This window comes from Stenotrophomonas sp. SMYL20, assembly GCF_036320045.1.
GTDB classification, from domain to species: Bacteria; Pseudomonadota; Gammaproteobacteria; order Xanthomonadales; family Xanthomonadaceae; genus Stenotrophomonas; species Stenotrophomonas maltophilia_A.
In genome coordinates this window covers 226736-246356 of sequence record NZ_JAWIRT010000003.1, presented here as the reverse complement: position 1 = coordinate 246356, position 19621 = coordinate 226736, and the positions used below count along the sequence as shown (strand labels likewise).

Annotated in this window: 13 protein-coding genes and 1 pseudogene; 8 read left to right on the top strand and 6 right to left on the bottom strand. The window is 66.9% G+C overall.

The features are described 5' to 3' along the window. The first annotated feature begins 258 nt into the window (after positions 1-258). From V3B48_RS03910 to V3B48_RS03900, 3 genes are all read left to right on the top strand, one after another. A complete protein-coding gene (locus V3B48_RS03910; RefSeq protein ID WP_049461212.1) occupies positions 259-948 on the top strand; it encodes a glutathione S-transferase in 690 nt (229 codons plus the stop codon). Between the two features lie 32 nt (positions 949-980). Further along, a complete protein-coding gene (locus tag V3B48_RS03905; RefSeq protein WP_329893232.1) occupies positions 981-2546 on the top strand; it encodes a protein adenylyltransferase SelO family protein in 1566 nt (521 codons plus the stop codon). A gap of 591 nt (positions 2547-3137) precedes the next feature. Beyond that, positions 3138-3674, top strand: coding sequence for an adenine phosphoribosyltransferase (locus V3B48_RS03900; RefSeq protein WP_182267634.1), 537 nt, complete (start codon positions 3138-3140; stop codon positions 3672-3674). Between the two features lie 174 nt (positions 3675-3848). On the opposite strand, the gene dbpA is transcribed toward V3B48_RS03900, so the two are convergent. The 4 genes from dbpA to V3B48_RS03880 all read right to left on the bottom strand — a co-directional run bounded on the left by dbpA (position 3849) and on the right by V3B48_RS03880 (position 7345). Continuing rightward, positions 3849-5225, bottom strand: coding sequence for an ATP-dependent RNA helicase DbpA (gene dbpA / locus V3B48_RS03895; RefSeq protein ID WP_006360809.1), 1377 nt, complete (start codon positions 5223-5225; stop codon positions 3849-3851). A 106-nt stretch (positions 5226-5331) separates the two neighbouring features. Further along, on the bottom strand, positions 5332-5604 hold the full coding sequence (locus V3B48_RS03890; RefSeq protein ID WP_329893231.1) for a hypothetical protein: 273 nt from the start codon (positions 5602-5604) through the stop codon (positions 5332-5334). A 44-nt stretch (positions 5605-5648) separates the two neighbouring features. After that, the gene (locus tag V3B48_RS03885) at positions 5649-6191 is read right to left on the bottom strand and encodes a CbrC family protein (protein WP_329893230.1); all 543 of its coding nucleotides are present in this window, start codon (positions 6189-6191) and stop codon (positions 5649-5651) included. Between the two features lie 74 nt (positions 6192-6265). Further along, complete coding sequence (locus V3B48_RS03880) at positions 6266-7345, bottom strand: YeiH family protein (protein ID WP_125895770.1); 1080 nt, start codon at positions 7343-7345, stop codon at positions 6266-6268. Between the two features lie 102 nt (positions 7346-7447). On the opposite strand from V3B48_RS03880, the gene V3B48_RS03875 reads away from it, so the two are divergent. Beyond that, a complete protein-coding gene (locus V3B48_RS03875; protein ID WP_329893229.1) occupies positions 7448-8368 on the top strand; it encodes a LysR family transcriptional regulator in 921 nt (306 codons plus the stop codon). Positions 8369-8579: 211 nt separating this feature from the next. Further along, positions 8580-10463: a ribosomal protection-like ABC-F family protein gene (gene abc-f / locus V3B48_RS03870; RefSeq protein ID WP_329893228.1), complete on the top strand. Its 1884-nt coding sequence runs from the start codon at positions 8580-8582 to the stop codon at positions 10461-10463. A 287-nt stretch (positions 10464-10750) separates the two neighbouring features. Here the strand turns inward: abc-f and V3B48_RS03865 are convergent, their stop codons facing one another. Both V3B48_RS03865 and V3B48_RS03860 read right to left on the bottom strand, forming a co-directional pair. Continuing rightward, entirely contained in the window at positions 10751-11212 is a 462-nt protein-coding gene (locus V3B48_RS03865) for a cytochrome c (protein ID WP_006361215.1), read from the bottom strand. A 9-nt stretch (positions 11213-11221) separates the two neighbouring features. Beyond that, complete coding sequence (locus V3B48_RS03860; RefSeq protein WP_005413034.1) at positions 11222-11611, bottom strand: c-type cytochrome; 390 nt, start codon at positions 11609-11611, stop codon at positions 11222-11224. A 206-nt stretch (positions 11612-11817) separates the two neighbouring features. Here V3B48_RS03860 and V3B48_RS03855 point away from each other — a divergent pair, with 206 nt between their 5' ends. The 3 genes and pseudogenes from V3B48_RS03855 (at position 11818) to V3B48_RS03845 (ending at position 19603) form a co-directional block, all read left to right on the top strand. After that, positions 11818-12969, top strand: coding sequence for an efflux RND transporter periplasmic adaptor subunit (locus V3B48_RS03855; protein WP_149909093.1), 1152 nt, complete (start codon positions 11818-11820; stop codon positions 12967-12969). A 101-nt stretch (positions 12970-13070) separates the two neighbouring features. Next, a pseudogene (locus V3B48_RS03850) lies at positions 13071-16526 on the top strand (efflux RND transporter permease subunit); the annotation flags it as partial. Further along, entirely contained in the window at positions 16523-19603 is a 3081-nt protein-coding gene (locus tag V3B48_RS03845) for an efflux RND transporter permease subunit (RefSeq protein WP_329893227.1), read from the top strand. The pseudogene V3B48_RS03850 and the gene V3B48_RS03845, both read left to right, overlap by 4 nt. The last annotated feature ends 18 nt before the right edge of the window (positions 19604-19621 follow it).

The window sequence follows — 19621 nt, the reverse complement described above, 5'->3', positions numbered from 1 at the left end:
TCCCCTTTGGGGGCCGTACGATCCTTTATCGACGTTCGTGTGCGGGATGGGGATCGCTCGACTCGTCTGTCGGCTAGTATCCGCAGATGCATGCTTGACGGTCCCTCCACCCTGGCTCCTACATACCTCGTAGGAGCCGGGAGGAACATACAAGCTTGCTCGACTGCGTTTGAAAGCAGTCGAGCAAGCTCGACTCTACAAAAGGCATGCAGCCGGGCGGGCTAAGATCAGATGCATCCTCCCATCGCGGAACCGTCCATGCGCATCGTCCACCACCTGGAAAACTCCCGTTCCCTGCGCGTGCTGTGGATGCTGGAGGAGCTGGGGCTGGACTACGAACTGCGCCGCTATCCGCGTGATCCGAAGACGCTGCTGGCGCCGCCGGAACTGCGCAACGTGCATCCGCTGGGCAAGTCGCCGGTGCTGCAGGATGGCGAACTGGTACTGGCCGAGTCCGGGGCGATCCTCGACTACCTCGCTGACCGTTACGACACCCAGCGCCAGCTGTCGCCGTCACCGATGCCGGCCGACGGAGCTGAACGCATCGCCTACCGCTACTGGCTGCACTATGCCGAAGGTTCGGCGATGCCGCCGCTGCTGCTGACCCTGGTGATCGGTCGCATCCGCAGCGCACCGATGCCGTTCTTCGCGCGCCCGATCGCACGCAGCATCGCCGACAAGGCCGAGCGCGGCTTCATCGGTCCGCAGCGGCGCCTGCACCTGGACTGGATGGAGCGCCGCCTGGCCGAAAGCCCGTGGTTTGCTGGCGAGCGCTTCAGTGCGGCCGACATCCAGATGAGCTTCCCGATCCAGGCCGCTGCCGCACGCGGTGGTGGCCTCGACGACAAGCCGGCACTGCGTGGCTTCCTCAAGCGTATCGGTGAGCGCCCGGCCTACCAGCGTGCCGAGGCCCACGGCGGCCACCTGCAGGCGCTCAGCGGCAATTGAGGAGGGCGGCCGTCGCCCCCATCTTCAGCACCATGGATACCGACAGCCCCCGTTTCGACAACCGCCTGCTGTATACCCTGCCGGGCGACCCCGAATCCGGCCCGCGCAGGCGTGAAGTGCTGGGCGCAGCCTGGTCGCCAGTGATGCCGACCCCGGTGACGGCGCCCACGCTGCTGGCCTGGGCGCCGGACGTGGCCGAAATGCTTGGCTTCAATACCGCTGAGGTCGAGAGCGAAGGCTTCGCCCGTGTATTCGGTGGCAACGCACTGTATGCAGGCATGCAGCCTTGGGCGGCCAACTACGGTGGCCATCAGTTCGGCCATTGGGCCGGCCAGCTCGGCGACGGCCGTGCGATCTCGCTGGGTGAATTGGTCGCGCCGGATGGCCGCCACTGGGAGCTGCAGCTGAAGGGGGCCGGCCCCACGCCTTACTCGCGCGGCGCCGATGGGCGCGCAGTGCTGCGCTCGTCCATCCGCGAATTCCTGTGCAGCGAGGCCATGCACCACCTGGGTGTGCCAACTACCCGCGCGTTGTCGCTGGTCGGCACCGGCGACGACGTGGTACGCGACATGTTCTACGACGGCCACCCGCGCGCGGAGCCGGGTGCCATCGTATGCCGGGTGTCGCCGTCGTTCCTGCGCTTTGGTTCGTTCGAGCTGCCTGCGTCGCGTGGTGAAACCGCCCTGCTGCAGCAGCTGGTCGATGCCTGCATCGCCCGTGATTTCCCCGAGCTGGAAGGGGAGGGCGAGACGCTGTACGGCGACTGGTTCGCGCAGATCGCGGTGCGAACCGCCGAGATGATCGCGCACTGGATGCGCGTGGGTTTCGTGCATGGCGTGATGAACACCGACAACCTGTCCGTGCTCGGCCTCACACTTGATTACGGCCCTTACGGCTGGGTCGAGGATTTCGATCCGGACTGGACGCCGAACACCACCGACGCGCAGGGCCGCCGTTATCGCTTCGGTACCCAGCCGCAGGTGGCGTACTGGAATCTGAGCCGATTGGCCCAGGCGTTGTCGCCGTTGTTCGCCGATGTGGCGCCGCTGCAGGCCGGTCTGGCGGCCTACCAGTCCACCTTCGTGGCCTGCACCCGTCGCGATGCCGCAGCCAAGCTGGGCCTGGCCGCGGCCGACGATGACGACCTGCAGCTCTACCTGCGCTGGCAGCAGTTGATGCAGGACGGTGCCATGGACATGACCCTGGCCTGGCGCGCGCTGATGCGCCTCGATCCGGCGACACCGGATGCGGCGCTGCTGGACGCGGTGTACTACGACGAGGCGCGCCAGCAGGCGGTGCAGGCGCCGTTGCAGCAGTGGCTGCAGGACTACGCGGCACGGTTGCAGGCCGATCCGCTGTCGGCCAGTGAGCGCACGGCGAAGATGGCCGCGGCCAATCCGCTGTACGTGCTGCGCAACTGGTTGGCGCAGGAAGCCATCGATCGTGCAGAGCAGGGCGACCTCGGTGGCGTTCACGCACTGCAGGACGTGCTGCGTGATCCGTACACCGAGCGTGCCGGGCTGGAGCATTTCGCCGGCAAGCGCCCGGCGTGGGCAGACAACCGCGCCGGCTGCTCGATGCTGTCCTGCAGTTCCTGAGGGTGGGTTTCGGCAGGGCTGCGCCCTGCACCCGCAGAGGCCAGATCAAAAGCCAAGGCAAGAGCTGGCTTCCGTGGTTTGGCGGGGTGGTGTCGGAGTGCGGGGACGCCGCAAGTACGTCCCTGTAGGCTTGGCAGCCGCATCCATGCGGCTGACACCCCGCACTCCGACACCGCCCCACCTCTGACAGATTCCGGCGGCTGTTGGTAGGTGTCGACCTTGGTCGACACGGTAGATCCACGCCATGCGTGGATGCTCTTCGTTCAATTCTCGAAACATTCGATTTCGATAGAGATCCATCCACGCGTCGCATGGATCAACAGATCGCAGAAGTCTGTCGAAGGCGGGGGGGGGGGGGGGGGGGGGGGGGGCGCCGGGCGGGCGCGCCCCCCCCCCCCCCCCCGGGGGGGGCGCCGCCCCCCCCCCCCCCCCCCCCCCCACCCCGCCATCTCTCGGAATGCGGCTTTTGCTTTCGCTTTTGCTTGCGCGGTGGCCTCTGCAGGTGCCGGGCGCAGCCCGGCCGATACCCCTCAACAGGCAGGCGGCGCCCGGAACAGGTACCCTATGCCGCCATCAGATAGCCAATGTGACATGACCGACGCCATCGTCGCTCCGCAGTGGGCCTCCCGCCTGCGCGACATCGCCGACTTCCCCAAGCCCGGCATCCTCTTCAAGGACATCATGCCGCTGCTCGCCCACGGCGAGGACTTCCGCGGCGCCATCACCGCGATGGCCGACCGTTGGCGCGACCAGAAGCTGGACGCGGTGATCGGCATCGAATCGCGTGGCTTCATCCTCGGTGCCGCTATGGCGCTGGAGCTGGGCGTCGGCTTCGTGCCGGTGCGTAAGCCGGGCAAGCTGCCGGGCCAGGTGCTGCGCGAGGAATACACGCTGGAATACCGCAGCGACTGCATCGAAGTGCACGCCGATGCGCTGCCGGCCGGTGCCCGCGTGGCGATCATCGACGACGTGCTGGCTACGGGCGGCACGCTGGTCGCCGCGTTGTCGCTGGTGCGCCGCCTGGGCGTTGACGTGGTCGGTGCCGGTGTACTGGTCGAACTGGACGGCCTTGGTGGCCGCGCCCGTTGGGAAGCGGGCCTGCCGCTGCACACCGAACTGGTGTTCTGATCGAAGGGTAGGTGCCAACCAAGGTTGGCATCTACCAGAGCGAATGGCCTGGAGCCGGTAGTTGCCAACCTTGGTTGGCAGCGCCTTTCGCGACTGGCGCCACGGATGGGCCAACCAAGGTTGGCCGCTACCAGGTCAGGTCGTTGCCAACCGTGGTTGGCAACGCTGCTTCAATCACATCATCCGCACGCGGAAACGACGGCCCTTGATCTTGCCGGCTTCCAGCTTGGCCACGGCCTTGTTGGCCTGCTCTCGCGCGATCGCCACATAGGAGCGGGTTGGGAAGATCGCGATCTTGCCGATGAACTTGCTCGACAGGCCGGCGTCGCCGGTCAGTGCACCGAGAATGTCGCCCGGGCGCAGCTTGTCGGTCTTGCCACCGTCGATCCGCAGCGTGCGCATCGCGGCTTGCGGCAGTTCGGCCGGGCGCGAGGTTGCCAGCGGCGTCTTCTGCCAGTCCAGCGGCTGCCCCATCTGCGCTTCGATGGCTTCGGCGCGGGTCTTCTCGCGGCCGGCCACCAGGCTGATCGCCAGGCCACTGGCACCGGCACGGCCGGTACGGCCGACGCGGTGCTGGTAGCTTTCCACGTCGGTCGGAAGCTCGTAATTGATCACTGCCGCCAGCTCTTCCACGTCCAGGCCACGTGCGGCCACGTCGCTGGCCACCAGCACGTTGCAGCTGCGGTTGGCCAGCAGCAACAACACTTCCTCGCGGTCGCGCTGTTCCATGTCGCCATGCAGAGCCAGTGCGGAGAAGCCGAACTGCTGCAGTGAGTTGGCTACTTCGTCCACGTCCTTGCGGGTGTTGCAGAACACCACCGCCGATTCCGGCGTGTACTTCAGCAGCAGGCCAGCCAGCGCCTTCTGGCGGTGCGCCGGTTCCACCTCGCAGAACAGGTGGCGGATGGCCGGTGCCTGGTCGGCGCCTTCCACGGTCACTTCCACTGCCTCGCGCAGCAGGTCACGCGCCATGGCGCGGATGCTGTCCGGGAAGGTGGCCGAGAACAGCAGGCTCTGGCGGTCCTTGTGGGTGCGGCCGGCGATCTCGCGGATCGGCTCCTCGAAGCCCATGTCGAGCATGCGGTCGGCTTCATCCAGCACCAGCGTGCGCACCGCGCCCAGATTCAGCGCGCGCTTGCGTGCCAGCTCCTGCACGCGGCCGGGCGTGCCGACCACCACATGCGGATCGTGGCCTTCCAGCGACGCCAGCTGCGGGCCCAGCGGCACGCCGCCAACCAGCAGCAGCAGCTTCAGGTTGGGGATGCCGGTGGCCAGCTTGCGGATCTGCTTGCCGACCTGATCGGCCAGTTCGCGGGTCGGGCACAGCACCAGCGCCTGCACGCGGATCAGGCTGGGGTCGATGGCCTGCAGCAGGCCCAGGCCGAAGGCGGCGGTCTTGCCGCTGCCGGTCGGCGCCTGTGCGATCACATCGCGGCCATCCAGGATGGCCGGCAGGCTCTGCGCCTGCACGGGGGTGAGAGTGGTATAGCCGAGGGCATCCAGGCCGGGCTGCAGGGCCGGGCTCAGCGGCAGGGTCGAGAAGTCAGTCATGGCGCATTGTACCCGTCCGGAAGGCTGGGCCCCCCGGCCTTCTTCACCCGCTCAGGGTGTGCGATCCAGTAGATCCACGCCATGCGTGGATGACACTGTCCAACCTTCAGTGCAAACCGAGGGCCACCAGCCGTACGGCCATCGCTTGCAGCTGCTCCTGGGTGGCCGGCTTTCCGGCGACCCGGGGTTCCAGCAGCAGCTGGTGGAACCACGGGTTGGCGTGCCGCGTGTCGAAGTCGAACGAACAGGTTGCCTGCTCGCCCATCTCCGCCTGCACGATCCCAATCAGCATGTCTTCGGCTTCATCGACATTGCCTGGCCCATAGCGGTCATCCAGCAGGCGCAAGGGGATTTCCAGCAGGGCGGCGGAGGCGGGCATGCCTCAAGTCTAACGGTCCACGTCGGGCATGCGCAGGAGAAGGTTCAGGCCGAGTCAATATGGAACTGAACGAGGCCACAGTGCAGGCACTCGAACGTATAGAAGCCGATATCTGCACCGGGCGCGTAGTCGCTGGCCAGAGCCCACCAGACCGCCTCGTCGGCGTCGTTGGTTGCGCACCACGCCGCGATGCTCGCTGCCGAGGCCTGAGTCACCTGCTCCAGGGTGGCGTCGCCCAGGAATCGGCAGACATCGCCGCAATGTGCCAGCCACGTTTCCCCCTGGAAACTGGCGTAGCCCGGCATGCGCAGGGACAGCTCTTCCAGCGCGGCTTCAGGGACGCTTTCGTCGATATCCAGGCGGCAGGCAAACGCCACATGCAACGCCGACGCGGCGCGGCCATCGGCAATGCACCAAGGGCAGATCTGTTCCGAGTAATCTGCGCGCCCTGCGTGGATGGCATCGTGCAGATACACATATCCACGCGCCTGCTGACAGACCCTGCAGGTGGTAGTGGAGGGCGCCACGTTGCCCGTCGCTACCGGGTCCGGATGGTAACGGAAGCTCGGAAGGTGATGGATGGTCATGTCGTCCGTGTCGACCAGCGCAGGGGGCGTTCTTTTACGGCCTGCGGATGGATTCGGCAAGCGGGGAGGGTCGATCAGCCAAGCACCGCCAGCACGCCCTGGTGGATCGCCAGGCCACCGAACAGCAGCCAGGCGAACAGGATCAGTGCCAGCAGCAGCGGCTTCAGGCCTGCCTGGCGCAGCGCCGAGACGTGGGTGGTCAGGCCCAGCGCGGCCATCGCCATCGCCAGCAGCACGGTGTCCAGCTGCACCAGCCCCGCCTGCAGGCTGGCCGGCAGCAGATGCAGCGAGTTGAAACCGGCCACCGCCACGAAACCGAACGCGAACCACGGCACCACGATGCGCGCCTTGCTGCCGTCGGCGCCGGCCTTGCCGCCACGCGCCAGCCACAGCGACAGCGCGACCAGGAACGGCGCCAGCAGCATCACCCGCACCATCTTGGTGATCACTGCCGTATCAGCTGCCGCTTCGTTGACCGCGCGGCCGGCCGCCACCACCTGTGCCACTTCATGCACCGTCGCACCGGTGAACAGGCCGTACTGTCGCGCGTCCATCGCCAGCCAGCCGTGCGACTGCACCAGGGCATACAGCGCCGGGTACAGGAACATCGCCAGCGTGCCGAACACCACCACCGTCGACACGGCCACCGTGACCTGTGCCGCGCGGCCACGCACCACCGGTTCGGCGGCCATCACCGCTGCCGCGCCGCAGATCGCGCTGCCGGCACCGATCAGCATTGCCGCCTCACGCTCCATCTTGAACACACGCACGCCCAGCCAGCAGGCCAGGCCGAAGGTGCTAGCCACCACCAGCACGTCCATCAGCACGCCGCTGACGCCGACATGGCCGATGTCCTGGAAGGTCAGGCGCAGGCCGTACAGCACGATGCCGGCGCGTAGCAGCCAATGCTTGGAGAAACCGACGCCGGCCGCGCTGCTTGGCGCGAGCCGCGGGTAGAGGGTGTTGCCGACCACGATGCCGGCGACGATGGCGACGGTCAGTGCACTCAGGCCATGCGCCTGCAACCAGGGAAGCTCGGCCAGGTACAGCGACGCCGCCGCGATCAGGCCCACCAGCAGAAGGCCGGGCAGACGCGGCTGCCAGCGTTGGCGCAGGGCGGGCAGGGACCAAGAGGGGAGAGCGGGGGCGTTCATGACAGGGGCAGGGCTGGGGTGACGTGGCAAGCGTGCGCCTGGGTCTCTGACCTGTAAAACGAATAATATGGGTGAAACCTACCTATCAAACGGGTAAATAGCATGCGCCTGACCTTGCGCCAGCTGCAGGTCTTCGTCGCCATCGCCGACCATGGCAGCACCACTGCTGCCGGCCAGGCCATTGCGCTTTCGCAGTCGGCCAGCAGCGCCGCCCTGCAGGAGCTGGAAGCGCACTTCGGCACGCCGTTGTTCGACCGCATCGGCCGCCGCCTGGCGCTGAACGGCCACGGCCGCGCCCTGTTGGAACCCGCGCGCACGCTGCTGGTCAACGCCGCCGACCTCGAGCGCCAGCTCGCCGCCGGCGGTGACCCGTCGCAGGGCGCGCCACTGCGGCTGGTGCTGGCCGCCAGCACCACCATCGGCAATTACCTGCTGCCCCCACGCATCGCCGATCTGCTGCGCCAAGCGCCACAGGCCGAGGTCGACCTGCGCATCGACAACAGTGCCGGCGTGGTTGCTGCCGTGCAGCGCCTGGATGTGGACGCCGGCCTGATCGAAGGCCCGTGCCACGAGCGCGGCCTGCAGGTCACCGCCTGGCAGCAGGACCCGCTGGTGATCGTCGCCGCCACCGATGCCCCCGCGCGCTGGTCGCTGGACGAACTGCGCCGCGCACGCTGGCTGCTGCGCGAACCGGGCTCGGGTACCCGCGAAGCGGTGGAGCAGGCCTTGTTGCCGCACCTGCGCGGTTTCGCCCAGACCCTGCAGCTGGGCAATACCGAAGCGATCAAGCAGGCCGCCATCGCCGGACTGGGTCTGGCCTGTCTTTCTCGTCATGCGCTGGAAGAGCCACTGGCCCTCGGCCGCCTGCGCGTGCTTGAGACCCCGTTGCCCGCCCTGCAGCGCACCCTGTGGCTTGTACGCCATCCTGGCAAGCAATGGTTGCCGGGGTTGCAGGCGTTGTTGGGGGAGGTGGGGCAATCCATCAGAACCCCAGTTGATTCCATCCATCGACACTTCTTGTAGTGCTCATCCACGCATGGCGTGGATCTACTGTGTCGACCAAGGTCGACACCCACCAGAGCAGAATGCCGTTCCGACAGATCGCGGGATCCACTCCGCCATCCCGCAGGAGACCCGCTTTTGACGTTGCCGTTGAGGTTGCCGGCCAGCGGCCGGCACTACCGCGGGTGCCGGGTGCAGCCCGGCCGACGCCCCCAACCGGTACAATGGCCGGATGCCTCTGATTACCCTACAGAACGTCGACTTCAGCGTCGGCGGCCCGTTGTTGCTGGAAAAGGCCGAACTGTCGATCGAGCCGGGCGAACGCATCGCCCTGATCGGCCGCAACGGCGCCGGCAAATCCACCCTGCTCAAGCTGCTGTCCGGCGACCACAAGCCTGATGATGGCGAAGTCCGCGTGCAGCAGGGCGTGCGCGTCACCCGCCTGGAGCAGGAAGTGCCGCATGGCGCCGCCGGCTCGGTGTTCGACGTCGTCGCCGATGGCCTCGGCGAACTGGGCCAGTGGCTGGCCGAATTCCACCACCTAAGCCATGCCGAGGTGTTCGATGGCGAAGCGCTCGGCAACGTGCAGGCCAAGATCGACGCCGCCAACGGCTGGGGCCTGGACCAGCGCGTCAGCGAAACCCTGACCAAGCTCGACCTGGACGGCGAGGCTGAGTTCGGCCGCTTGTCCGGTGGCATGAAGCGCCGCGTGCTGCTCGCCCGCGCGCTGGTGTCCAGCCCCGACGTGCTGCTGCTGGACGAACCGACCAACCACCTGGACATCGAGGCCATCGACTGGCTCGAAGCGTTCCTGAAGGGCTGGAGCGGCAGCGTGGTGTTTGTCACCCATGACCGCCGCTTCCTGCGTGCACTGGCCACCCGCATCGTCGAGATCGACCGCGGCCAGGTCACCAGCTGGCCGGGCGACTGGGCCAACTACGAGCGCCGCCGCGAGGAACGCCTCAATGCGCAGGCGCAGGAAAACGCCCGCTTCGACAAGCTGCTGGCGCAGGAAGAAGTCTGGATCCGCCAGGGCATCAAGGCGCGCCGTACCCGCGATGAAGGCCGCGTGCGCCGCCTCAAGGCGATGCGCACCGAACGCTCGCAGCGCCGCGACCTCAGCGGCAACGTCAAGATGGAAGCCGCGCAGGGCGTCAGCTCCGGCAAGAAGGTCATCGACGTCAAGGACATTTCGTTCGCCTTCGGCGAGCGCACCATGGTCCGTGACTTCAGCACCACCATCCTGCGCGGCGACCGCATCGGCCTGATCGGTCCCAACGGCAGCGGCAAGACCACGCTGCTGAAGCTGCTGCTGGGCGAATTGCAGCCGCAGAAGGGTGAAGTCAATCCCGGCACCAACCTGCAGATCGCCTATTTCGACCAGTACCGCGCGGTGCTGCGCGAAGACTGGAGCGCCATCGAGAACGTGGCCGAGGGCCGTGATTTCCTCGAATTCAACGGCAAGCGCAAGCATGTGCATGCCTACCTGCAGGACTTCATGTTCACGCCGGAGCGCGCGCGTGCGCCGATCACCCGCCTGTCTGGCGGTGAGCGCAACCGCCTGCTGCTGGCCAAGCTGTTCGCGCAGCCGTCCAACCTGCTGGTAATGGACGAACCGACCAACGACCTCGACGTGGAAACCCTGGAGCTGCTGGAAGAGCTGCTGGGCGAGTACACCGGCACGCTGCTGCTGGTCAGCCACGACCGTGACTTCATCGACAACGTGGTGACCTCCACGCTGGTGATGGAAGGCGACGGCGTGATCGGTGAGTACGTCGGCGGCTACAGCGACTGGCAGCGCTATGCGGCCAGCGTGGCTGCACCTGCCGCGGCCCCGGCAGCAGCCAAGCCGGCGGTCGCTGCACCGGCCGCCACGGCCGCTGCTCAGGCTGCGCCCAAGCGCAAGCTGGCCTACAAGGAAGCGCGCGAGCTGGAGCAGCTGCCGAAGACCATCGAGAAGCTGGAAGGCGATGTCGAAGGGCTGACCTCGGCGATGAACGACCCGTCGTTCTACACCCGCAGCAGCGCCGAAGTGACCGCGCACACCCAGCAGCTGGCCAAGGTGCAGGCCGAGCTGGATGCCGCGTACGCGCGCTGGGAAGAGCTGGAAGGCTGAGCGTCTGCCACGGCCGTCTCGCCCGGCGGGCGGCTGTGGCTTTTGATCTGATTCCGCCTTGAAGCGAGCCGAGCACCGCAGGTCCGGCGAGGGCGAAGAGGCGCGGGTGTCTGAGCGCAGCGAGTTCCCGCGCCGTCCCTCGGTGGGCCGAGGAGCGCAGGGTACCGGTGCGCAGCATCGGCTCGCGGACGGCGGAGCGTTTCTTTTGGTTACTTTTCTTTGCGCGCAAAGAAAAGTAACGCCCATGAACGCCTCAGATTGCAGCAGTCATGATCCGCGCAGCGTGGTCATTTGACCCCGTGCAGATCCCGCAGCTGGCTCGGCCGGCTGCCGAAATACGCCGCCAGATCAGCGATGTCCTGATCGCTCAGGTCCTTCGCCTGCGGCGTCATCAGCGCATGCTGGCGGTCACCGGCACGGTAGGCCTGCAGCGCATGCGCCAGGTAGTCACCGTACTGCCCACCGAGCTTCGGGTAGGTCGCATCGATCGGCGCGTTGCCGTCGGCGCCGTGGCAGTCGATGCAGCTCTGGTTGGTGGCCTTGCTCTTCACCTTGGCGCGGGCCTCGCCGGCGGCCTCGCGGCCCGGCGGCAGGCCGGCGGAGGACGATGAACCGTGTTCGCCGCTGGCATGGCCCGGGTCGGCGGCGGATTTCTCGCTGTTTTCCACCTGCGACTGTGAACAGGCGGCCAGCAGCAGGGCAACGGACAGGGCGATGGCGTGACGCATCGGATGCGCGGCTTTCGACATGGGCGGGCCTTACTTGACGGTGGACAGGTAAACAGAGAGATCGGCGATCTCCTGTTCGCTGAAACTCATCGACTGCGCCTGCATCGTCGGATGCCTGCGCTTGCCCTGGCGGTACTCGGTCAGGGCCTGGGCCAGGTACTGCTGGGTCTGGCCGCCGATCTTCGGCACCCGGTAACTGGGGTAGGCGTTCTTGTAGCCGGTGATGCCATGGCACCCCTGGCAGGTGTAGGCCAGGACACGGCCATTGTCGAAGTTGCCGGTGGGGGCGGCAGGCGCCGGGGCAGCGGCGGGAGCCGGGGCCGGGGCAGGTGTGGCAGGAGCAGGAGCGGGCTGTGCGGCGGCCCCAAGGGGCAGGAGGACGGCCAGAGCGAGACAAGCGGCGAGCGGCTGCGGGCGCATGGTGTCGTTTCCGGGGATTCGGGTCTGGTCGTTCCGGCGTGGGGTACGGAACGACCCGAGTATAGCCCCAGGTTTCATCTAGCTGAAATGGGGGGCGGGCCGACCAGTGGCACGAAGACACCATGACCTTTGGGATATGGTGTTGCCGTGAAGTGGTGCATTACTTTGCTACCACACCTGTCCACGCATCCTCCAGGGATCTGACGATGTCGCACCCAACCTTCCTGTCCGGCCGTCGCAGCGGAATCTGCGCTGCCGCACTGCTGATCTCCACCTCCCTGCTGCTGGGCGGTTGCGCCGCAGGGCCCAATTCCGAAGCCAAGGCCGCCGAGACCAAGGAGGAGAAGAAGGTCGATGCGGTCCCGGTCGAAGTGGCCGTGGCCAGCCACCGTGCTGTCGCGGCCAGCTACACCGGTACCGCTGCGCTGGAACCACGCGCCGAGTCGCAGGTGGTGGCCAAGACTTCCGGCGTGGCGCTGGCGGTGCTGGTTGAAGAAGGCCAGCGGGTCACTGCCGGCCAGCCACTGGTGCGTCTGGACCCGGACCGTGCGCGCCTGGCCGTGGCACAGAGCGAAGCGCAGATGCGCAAGCTGGAAAACAACTACCAGCGCGCGCAGAAACTGGTGGGCCAGCAGATGGTCAGCGCCGCCGATGTCGACCAGCTGCGTTACGACCTGGAAAACGTACGCGCGCAGTACCGCCTGGCCACGCTGGAACTGTCCTACACCACGGTGGTGGCGCCGATCTCCGGCGTGATCGCGTCGCGCTCGATCAAGACCGGCAACTTCGTGCAGATCAACACGCCGATCTTCCGCATCGTCGACAACTCGCGGCTGGAAGCCACCCTCAACGTGCCCGAGCGCGAGCTGGCCACCCTGCGCGCCGGCCAGCCGGTGACGCTGGCCGCCGATGCGCTGCCGGGGCAGAGCTTCACCGGCACCGTCGACCGCATCGCACCGGTGGTGGATTCGGGCAGCGGTACGTTTCGCGTGGTCAGTGCCTTCGATGGCGCCGCGCACGCGTTGCAGCCCGGCATGTTCGGTCGCATCCGCATCGATTACGACCAGCGTGCCGATGCGCTGGTGGTGCCGCGCCTGGCGCTGCTCGACGATGGTGAGCCGGCGGTGTTCCGGGTGCGCGAAGGCAAGGTCGCACGCGTTCCGGTCAAGCTGGGTTACGCCGAGGGCCCGTGGGTGGAGATCCGTGATGGCCTGGCGGCCGGTGATCAGGTGGTCACCGCCGGCAAGGTCGCCCTGCGCGACGGCACCGCAGTGCAGGTGATCGCCGATCCGAAGGCAAAGCCGAAGACGGTCGCAGCGGCCGCCAAGCCGGCAGACAAGGCCGGGAGCACGCAATGACCGCCCCGGGCCACGACCACGGTGCCTCGCCGGCGAGCGACGGCGCCGCCGCCAGCATGGGTGCCTCGCCGGCGAGCGACGGCGCCGCCGCCAGCATGCGCGGCGGCCTGGTGGAATTCGCCACCCGCCGCCGCGTGACCATCGCCATGTGCACGGTCACCCTGTTGCTGTTTGGCCTGATCGCGCTGGGCAACCTCAAGGTCAACCTGCTGCCCGACCTGAGCTACCCGACGCTGACCGTGCGCACCGAGTACACCGGTTCGGCGCCGACCGAAATCGAAACCCTGATCACCCAGCCGGTCGAAGAAGCGGTCGGCGTGGTCAAGAACCTGCGCAAGCTGAAGTCGGTCTCGCGCACCGGCCAGAGCGATGTAGTGCTGGAGTTCGCCTGGGGCACCAACATGGACCAGGCCAGCCTGGAGGTGCGCGACAAGATGGAAGCGCTGAACCTGCCACTGGAGGCCAAGGCCCCGGTGCTGCTGCGCTTCAATCCGTCCACCGAACCGATCATGCGCCTGGTGCTGTCGAACAAGGTGGCGCCGAGCAGCGATGCCGATGCGGTCCGTGAGCTGACCGGCCTGCGCCGCTATGCCGATGAAGACCTGAAGAAGAAGCTGGAGCCGGTCAGCGGCGTGGCGGCGGTCAAGGTCGGTGGCGGCCTCGAGGACGAGATCCAGGTCGACATCGACCAGCAGAAGCTGGCCCAGCTGAACCTGCCGATCGACACCGTCATCAAGCGCCTGAAGGACGAGAACATCAACATCTCCGGCGGCCGCCTGGAGGAGGGTTCGCAGCGCTTCCTGGTGCGTACCGTCAACCAGTTCGCCGATCTGGAGGAGATCCGCAACCTGCTGGTCACCACCCAGGCGTCGAACGGCAGCGCGGCCGACTCGGCGTTGCAGCAGATGTTCAACATCGCCGCGTCGACCGGTTCGGCGGCCGCCATCGCGGCGGCATCGGCGGCGCAGAGCGCATCGTCCGGCGGTGGTTCCAGCGTGGTCGCCAACGGTGTGCCGGTGCGCCTGAAGGACGTGGCCACCGTGCGCCAGGGCTACAAGGAGCGCGAAGCGGTGATCCGCCTGGGCGGCAAGGAATCGGTCGAACTGGCGATCTACAAGGAAGGCGACGCCAATACCGTGTCCACCGCCGAAGCGCTGCGCAAGCGCCTGGAGCAGATCAAGGGCACGTTCCCGTCCGACGTCGAGATGACCACCATCGAGGACCAGTCGCGCTTCATCGAGCACGCCATCGCCGACGTCAAGAAGGATGCGGTGATCGGTGGCCTGCTGGCGATCCTGATCATCTTCCTGTTCCTGCGTGATGGCTGGAGCACGTTCGTGATCAGCCTGTCGCTGCCGGTCTCGATCATCGCCACGTTCTTCTTCATGGGCCAGCTCGGCCTGAGCTTGAACGTGATGTCGCTGGGCGGTCTGGCACTGGCCACCGGCCTGGTGGTGGATGACTCGATCGTGGTGCTGGAGAGCATCGCCAAGGCCCGCGAGCGTGGCCTGGGCATTCTGCAGGCCGCCATCGTCGGTACCCGCGAAGTGAGCATGGCGGTGGTCGCCTCCACCCTGACCACCATCGCGGTGTTCTTGCCGCTGGTGTTCGTCGATGGCATCGCTGGCCAGCTGTTCCGCGACCAGGCGTTGACCGTGGCGATCGCCATCGCGATCTCGCTGCTGGTGTCGATGACCCTGATCCCGATGCTGAGCTCGCTGAAGGGACGGCCGCCGCTGGCGTTCCCGGAAGAAGCGCCGAACGAACCGTGGCAACCGCAGAACCGCTGGCAGAAGCCGGTGGCACTGGGCCGTCGTGGTGCCGTGGCGACCGCGCGCTGGAGCTTCTACGCGCTGGCCTGGCTGGTCGTGCGGGCGTGGCGTGGCGTGGTGGCGGTGGTGGGCCCGGTGATGCGCAAGGCCAGCGATCTGGCGATGAAGCCGTACGCCGGTGCCGAGCGTGGCTACCTGCGCCTGCTGCCGAGCGCACTGGCGCATCCGGGCAAGGTGCTGGGTGTCGCCTCGATCATCTTCGTGGCGACCATGGCGCTGGTGCCGATGCTCGGTGCCGACCTGATTCCGCAGCTGGCGCAGGACCGTTTCGAGATGACGGTGAAGCTGCCGGCCGGCACGCCGCTGAAGCAGACTGATGCACTGGTACGCGAGCTGCAGCTGGCGCACGGCAAGGGCGAGGGCGTGGCGTCGCTGTACGGTGTCAGCGGCAGCGGCACCCGCCTGGATGCCAGCCCCACTGAGAGCGGCGAGAACATCGGCAAGTTGACCGTGGTGATGGAAGGCGGCGGCAACGCGCGTACCGAAGCGGAGATCACCGAGCGCCTGCGTGACACCATGGGTCAGCATCCGGGTGCACAGGTCGATTTCGCGCGGCCGGCGTTGTTCAGCTTCTCCACGCCGCTGGAAATCGAGTTGCGCGGGCAGGACATGGCAACCCTGGAAGTGGCCGGCCAGCGCCTGGCGGCGATGCTGCGCGGCAACGCGCACTACGCCGATGTGAAGTCGACGGTGGAAGAGGGCTTCCCGGAAATCCAGATCCGCTTCGATCAGGAACGCGCAGGTGCGCTCGGCCTGACCACGCGCCAGATCGCCGACGTGGTGGTGAAGAAGGTGCGCGGTGATGTCGCCACCCGCTACAGCTTCCGTGACCGCAAGATCGACGTGCTGGTGCGTGCGCAGGAAGGCGACCGCGCCAGCGTGGAGAGCATTCGCCGGCTGATCGTCAACCCGGGCAGCACCCGTCCGGTCACGCTGGACGCGGTGGCCGAGGTGGTTGCCACCACCGGCCCCAGTGAGATCCACCGTGCCGACCAGACCCGGGTGGCGGTGGTGTCGGCCAACCTGCGCGACATCGACCTCGGCGCGGCCATGCGCGAAGTGCAGCAGATGGTCGCCGAGCAGCCGCTGGGTGCGGGTGTCGGCCTGCACATCGGTGGCCAGGGTGAGGAGCTGGCGCAGGCGGCGAAGTCGTTGATCTTCGCCTTTGGCCTGGCGATCTTCCTGGTCTACCTGGTGATGGCCTCGCAGTTCGAATCGCTGCTGCACCCGTTCGTGATCCTGTTCACCATCCCGCTGGCGCTGGTCGGTGCGATCCTGGCGCTGATGCTGACCGGCAAGCCCATCTCGGTGGTGGTGTTCATCGGCCTGATCCTTCTGGTCGGCCTGGTCACCAAGAACGCGATCATCCTGATCGACAAGGTCAACCAGCTGCGCGAGGCCGGCGTGGCCAAGCACGAGGCGCTGGTGGAAGGCGCGCGCTCGCGCCTGCGGCCGATCATCATGACCACGCTGTGCACGCTGTTCGGCTTCCTGCCGTTGGCGGTGGCGATGGGTGAGGGCGCTGAAGTGCGCGCGCCGATGGCGATCACCGTGATCGGCGGCCTGCTGGTGTCGACCCTGCTGACCCTGCTGGTGATCCCGGTGGTGTACGACCTGATGGACCGTCGTGGCGATGCGTATTACCGCGAACGTGGCCGCAAGCATGCCGGTGAGATCGAGCCGGGTGCAGTGGGCAGTGCGGCGGGTACGGAGGAACCGGCATGAGTGTTGCCGAGTTCTCGATCCGCCGCCCGGTCACCACCATCATGTGTTTCGTGTCGCTGGTGGTGATCGGCCTGATCGCTTCGTTCCGGCTGCCGCTGGAAGCGCTGCCGGACATCTCCGCGCCGTTCCTGTTCGTGCAGATCCCGTACACCGGTTCGACGCCGGAGGAAGTGGAGCGGACCATCATCCGCCCGGTGGAGGAATCGCTGGCGACGATGACCGGCATCAAGCGCATGCGCTCGTCGGCCACCTCCGAAGCGGCGCTGGTCTACATCGAGTTCAGTGACTGGGACCGTGACATTGCGATTGCCGCTTCGGATGCCCGCGAGCGCATCGATGCGATCCGCAGCGACCTGCCCGACGACCTGCAGCGCTACAACGTGTTCAAGTGGTCCAGCAGTGATCAGCCGGTGCTGAAGGTGCGCCTGGCCAGCACCACCGACCTGACCACCGCCTATGACATGCTCGACCGCGAGTTCAAGCGGCGCATCGAACGCATTCCCGGCGTGGCGCGTGTCGACATCACCGGCGCGCCGCCGAACGAGGTGGAGATCGCCATCGATCCGAACCGGCTCAACGCGCACGGGCTGAGCATCAACGAGCTGAGCGAGCGCCTGCGCACGCTGAACTTCTCGATCTCGGCCGGGCAGATCGACGACAACGGCCAGCGGGTGCGCGTGCAGCCGGTGGGTGAGATCACCGACCTGCAGGAAATGCGCGATCTGGTGATCAACGCCAAGGGCCTGCGCCTGGGCGATATCGCCGATGTTCGCCTGAAGCCGGCGCGGATGAACTACGGCCGCCGCCTGGACGGCAACCCGGCGGTTGGCCTGGATATCTTCAAGGAGCGCAGTGCCAATCTGGTGGAGGTGTCGCGCGCGGCACTGGCCGAGGTTGAATCCATCCGTGCCGAAGCGTCGATGCGCGACGTGCAGATCAAGGTGATCGACAACCAGGGCAAGGCGGTGACCTCCTCGCTGCTGGAACTGGCCGAGGCCGGTGCGGTCGGCCTGATCCTTTCGATCACGGTGCTGTTCTTCTTCCTGCGCCATTGGCCGTCCACGCTGATGGTGACCCTGGCCATTCCGATCTGCTTCACCATCACCCTGGGTTTCATGTACTTCGCCGGGGTGACGCTGAACATCCTGACCATGATGGGCCTGCTGCTGGCGGTGGGCATGCTGGTCGACAACGCCGTGGTGGTGGTGGAGAGCATCTACCAGGAACGCGAGCGCATGCCGGGGCAGCCGCGGCTGGCCTCGATCATCGGCACCCGCAACGTGGCCATCGCGCTCAGTGCCGGTACGCTGTGCCACTGCATCGTGTTCGTGCCGAACCTGTTCGGCGAGACCAACAACATCAGCATCTTCATGGCGCAGATCGCGATCACCATCTCGGTCTCGCTGCTGGCCTCGTGGCTGGTGGCGGTCAGCCTGATCCCGATGCTGTCCGCGCGCATGGCCACGCCGAAGCTGGTGCACTCGCAGACCGGCGTGATCGCGCGCCTGCAGCGGCGCTACGCGACACTGCTGGACTGGTCGCTGCGCCATCGTGGCTGGAGCCTGCTGGGCATCGTGCTGGTGGTGCTGGTCAGCCTGGTGCCGATGAAGCTGACCAAGGTCGACATGTTCGGTGGCGACGGCGGCAAGGACATCTTCATCGGCTACATGTGGAAGGGCGCCTACACCTACCGGCAGATGTCCGAGGAAGTGGCGCGTGTGGAGAACTGGATCGACGCCAACCGCGAGCGCCTGCACGTCAAGCAGGTGTATTCCTGGTACAGCGAGCAGGAAGGCAGCTCCACCGTGGTCACCCTGGACGAAAAGTACGCCAAGGACATCAAGGCGCTGCAGGAAGAGCTGCGCAAGGGCCTGCCGAAGTCGGCCCGCACCGACTACTTCGTCGGCAACCAGGGCGGTGATGGCGGCGGTGGCGGCAACCAGGGCGTGCAGGTGCAGCTGGTCGGCGACTCCAGTTCGATGCTGCAGGAGATCGGCCAGGAAGTGGTGCCGCTGCTGGCCCAGCGCGCCGAGCTGCGCGATGTGCGCATCGACAACGGCGAGAAGGGTGGTGAACTGAAGGTGCGCGTCGACCGCGAGCGCGCCGCCGCATTCGGCTTCAATGCCGAGCAGGTAGCCAGCTTCGTCGGCCTGGCGCTGCGCGGTGCACCGATGCGCGAGTTCCGCCGCGGCGACAACGAAGTGCCGGTATGGGTGCGCTTCGCCGGTGCCGAGCAGAGCAGCCCGGAAGACCTGGCCGGTTTCAGCGTGCGCACCGGCGATGGCCGCAGCGTGCCACTGCTGAGCCTGGTCACCGTCGACGTTGGTTCGTCAGCCACCCAGATCGGACGCACCAACCGCCAGACCACGCTGACCATCAAGGCCAACCTGGCCGAGAAGGTCACTGCGCCGGATGGCCGCAAGGCGATGGAGTCGGTGCTCAAGCCGATGAACTTCCCGGCCGGCTATGGCTTCACCTTCGATGGCGGTGACTACGGCAACGACGACGAAGCGATGCAGCAGATGGTGTTCAACCTGCTGATCGCGCTGGTGATGATCTACGTGGTGATGGCGGCGGTGTTCGAGTCGCTGCTGTTCCCGGCGGCGATCATGAGTGGCGTGCTGTTCTCGATCTTCGGCGTGTTCTGGCTGTTCTGGATCACCGGTACCTCGTTCGGGATCATGTCCTTCATCGGCATCCTGGTGCTGATGGGTGTGGTGGTGAACAACGGCATCGTGATGATCGAGCACATCAACAACCTGCGGCGCGGCGGCATGGGACGCACCCAGGCGCTGGTGGAGGGCTCACGCGAGCGATTGCGGCCAATCATGATGACGATGGGCACGGCGATCCTGGCGATGGTGCCGATCTCGCTGACCAGTACGCAGATGTTCGGCAATGGCCCGGAGTACGCGCCGATGGCGCGCGCGATTGCCGGCGGCCTGGCGTTCTCGACCGTGGTCAGCCTGCTGTTCCTGCCGACGATCTATGCAGTGCTGGATGACCTGCGCAGTGCGGTCACGCGACTGATCCGCCGCGCCCGCGGTCTGGAGATCGTGCCGGGTACCCCGGTGTAGTGGTCGAGCTTGCTCGAC

Excerpts from the sequence above, each read along its gene's own strand:
- V3B48_RS03900 (WP_182267634.1), top strand. The coding sequence starts at position 3,138 with ATGACCGACGCCATCGTCGCTCCGCAGTGGGCCTCCCGCCTGCGCGAC.
- V3B48_RS03905 (WP_329893232.1), top strand. The coding sequence starts at position 981 with ATGGATACCGACAGCCCCCGTTTCGACAACCGCCTGCTGTATACCCTG.
- V3B48_RS03910 (WP_049461212.1), top strand. The coding sequence starts at position 259 with ATGCGCATCGTCCACCACCTGGAAAACTCCCGTTCCCTGCGCGTGCTG.
- V3B48_RS03860 (WP_005413034.1), bottom strand. The coding sequence starts at position 11,611 with ATGCGCCCGCAGCCGCTCGCCGCTTGTCTCGCTCTGGCCGTCCTCCTG.
- V3B48_RS03855 (WP_149909093.1), top strand. The coding sequence starts at position 11,818 with ATGTCGCACCCAACCTTCCTGTCCGGCCGTCGCAGCGGAATCTGCGCT.
- V3B48_RS03880 (WP_125895770.1), bottom strand. The coding sequence starts at position 7,345 with ATGAACGCCCCCGCTCTCCCCTCTTGGTCCCTGCCCGCCCTGCGCCAA.
- dbpA (WP_006360809.1), bottom strand. The coding sequence starts at position 5,225 with ATGACTGACTTCTCGACCCTGCCGCTGAGCCCGGCCCTGCAGCCCGGC.
- V3B48_RS03890 (WP_329893231.1), bottom strand. The coding sequence starts at position 5,604 with ATGCCCGCCTCCGCCGCCCTGCTGGAAATCCCCTTGCGCCTGCTGGAT.
- V3B48_RS03885 (WP_329893230.1), bottom strand. The coding sequence starts at position 6,191 with ATGACCATCCATCACCTTCCGAGCTTCCGTTACCATCCGGACCCGGTA.
- V3B48_RS03875 (WP_329893229.1), top strand. The coding sequence starts at position 7,448 with ATGCGCCTGACCTTGCGCCAGCTGCAGGTCTTCGTCGCCATCGCCGAC.
- V3B48_RS03865 (WP_006361215.1), bottom strand. The coding sequence starts at position 11,212 with ATGTCGAAAGCCGCGCATCCGATGCGTCACGCCATCGCCCTGTCCGTT.
- V3B48_RS03845 (WP_329893227.1), top strand. The coding sequence starts at position 16,523 with ATGAGTGTTGCCGAGTTCTCGATCCGCCGCCCGGTCACCACCATCATG.
- abc-f (WP_329893228.1), top strand. The coding sequence starts at position 8,580 with ATGCCTCTGATTACCCTACAGAACGTCGACTTCAGCGTCGGCGGCCCG.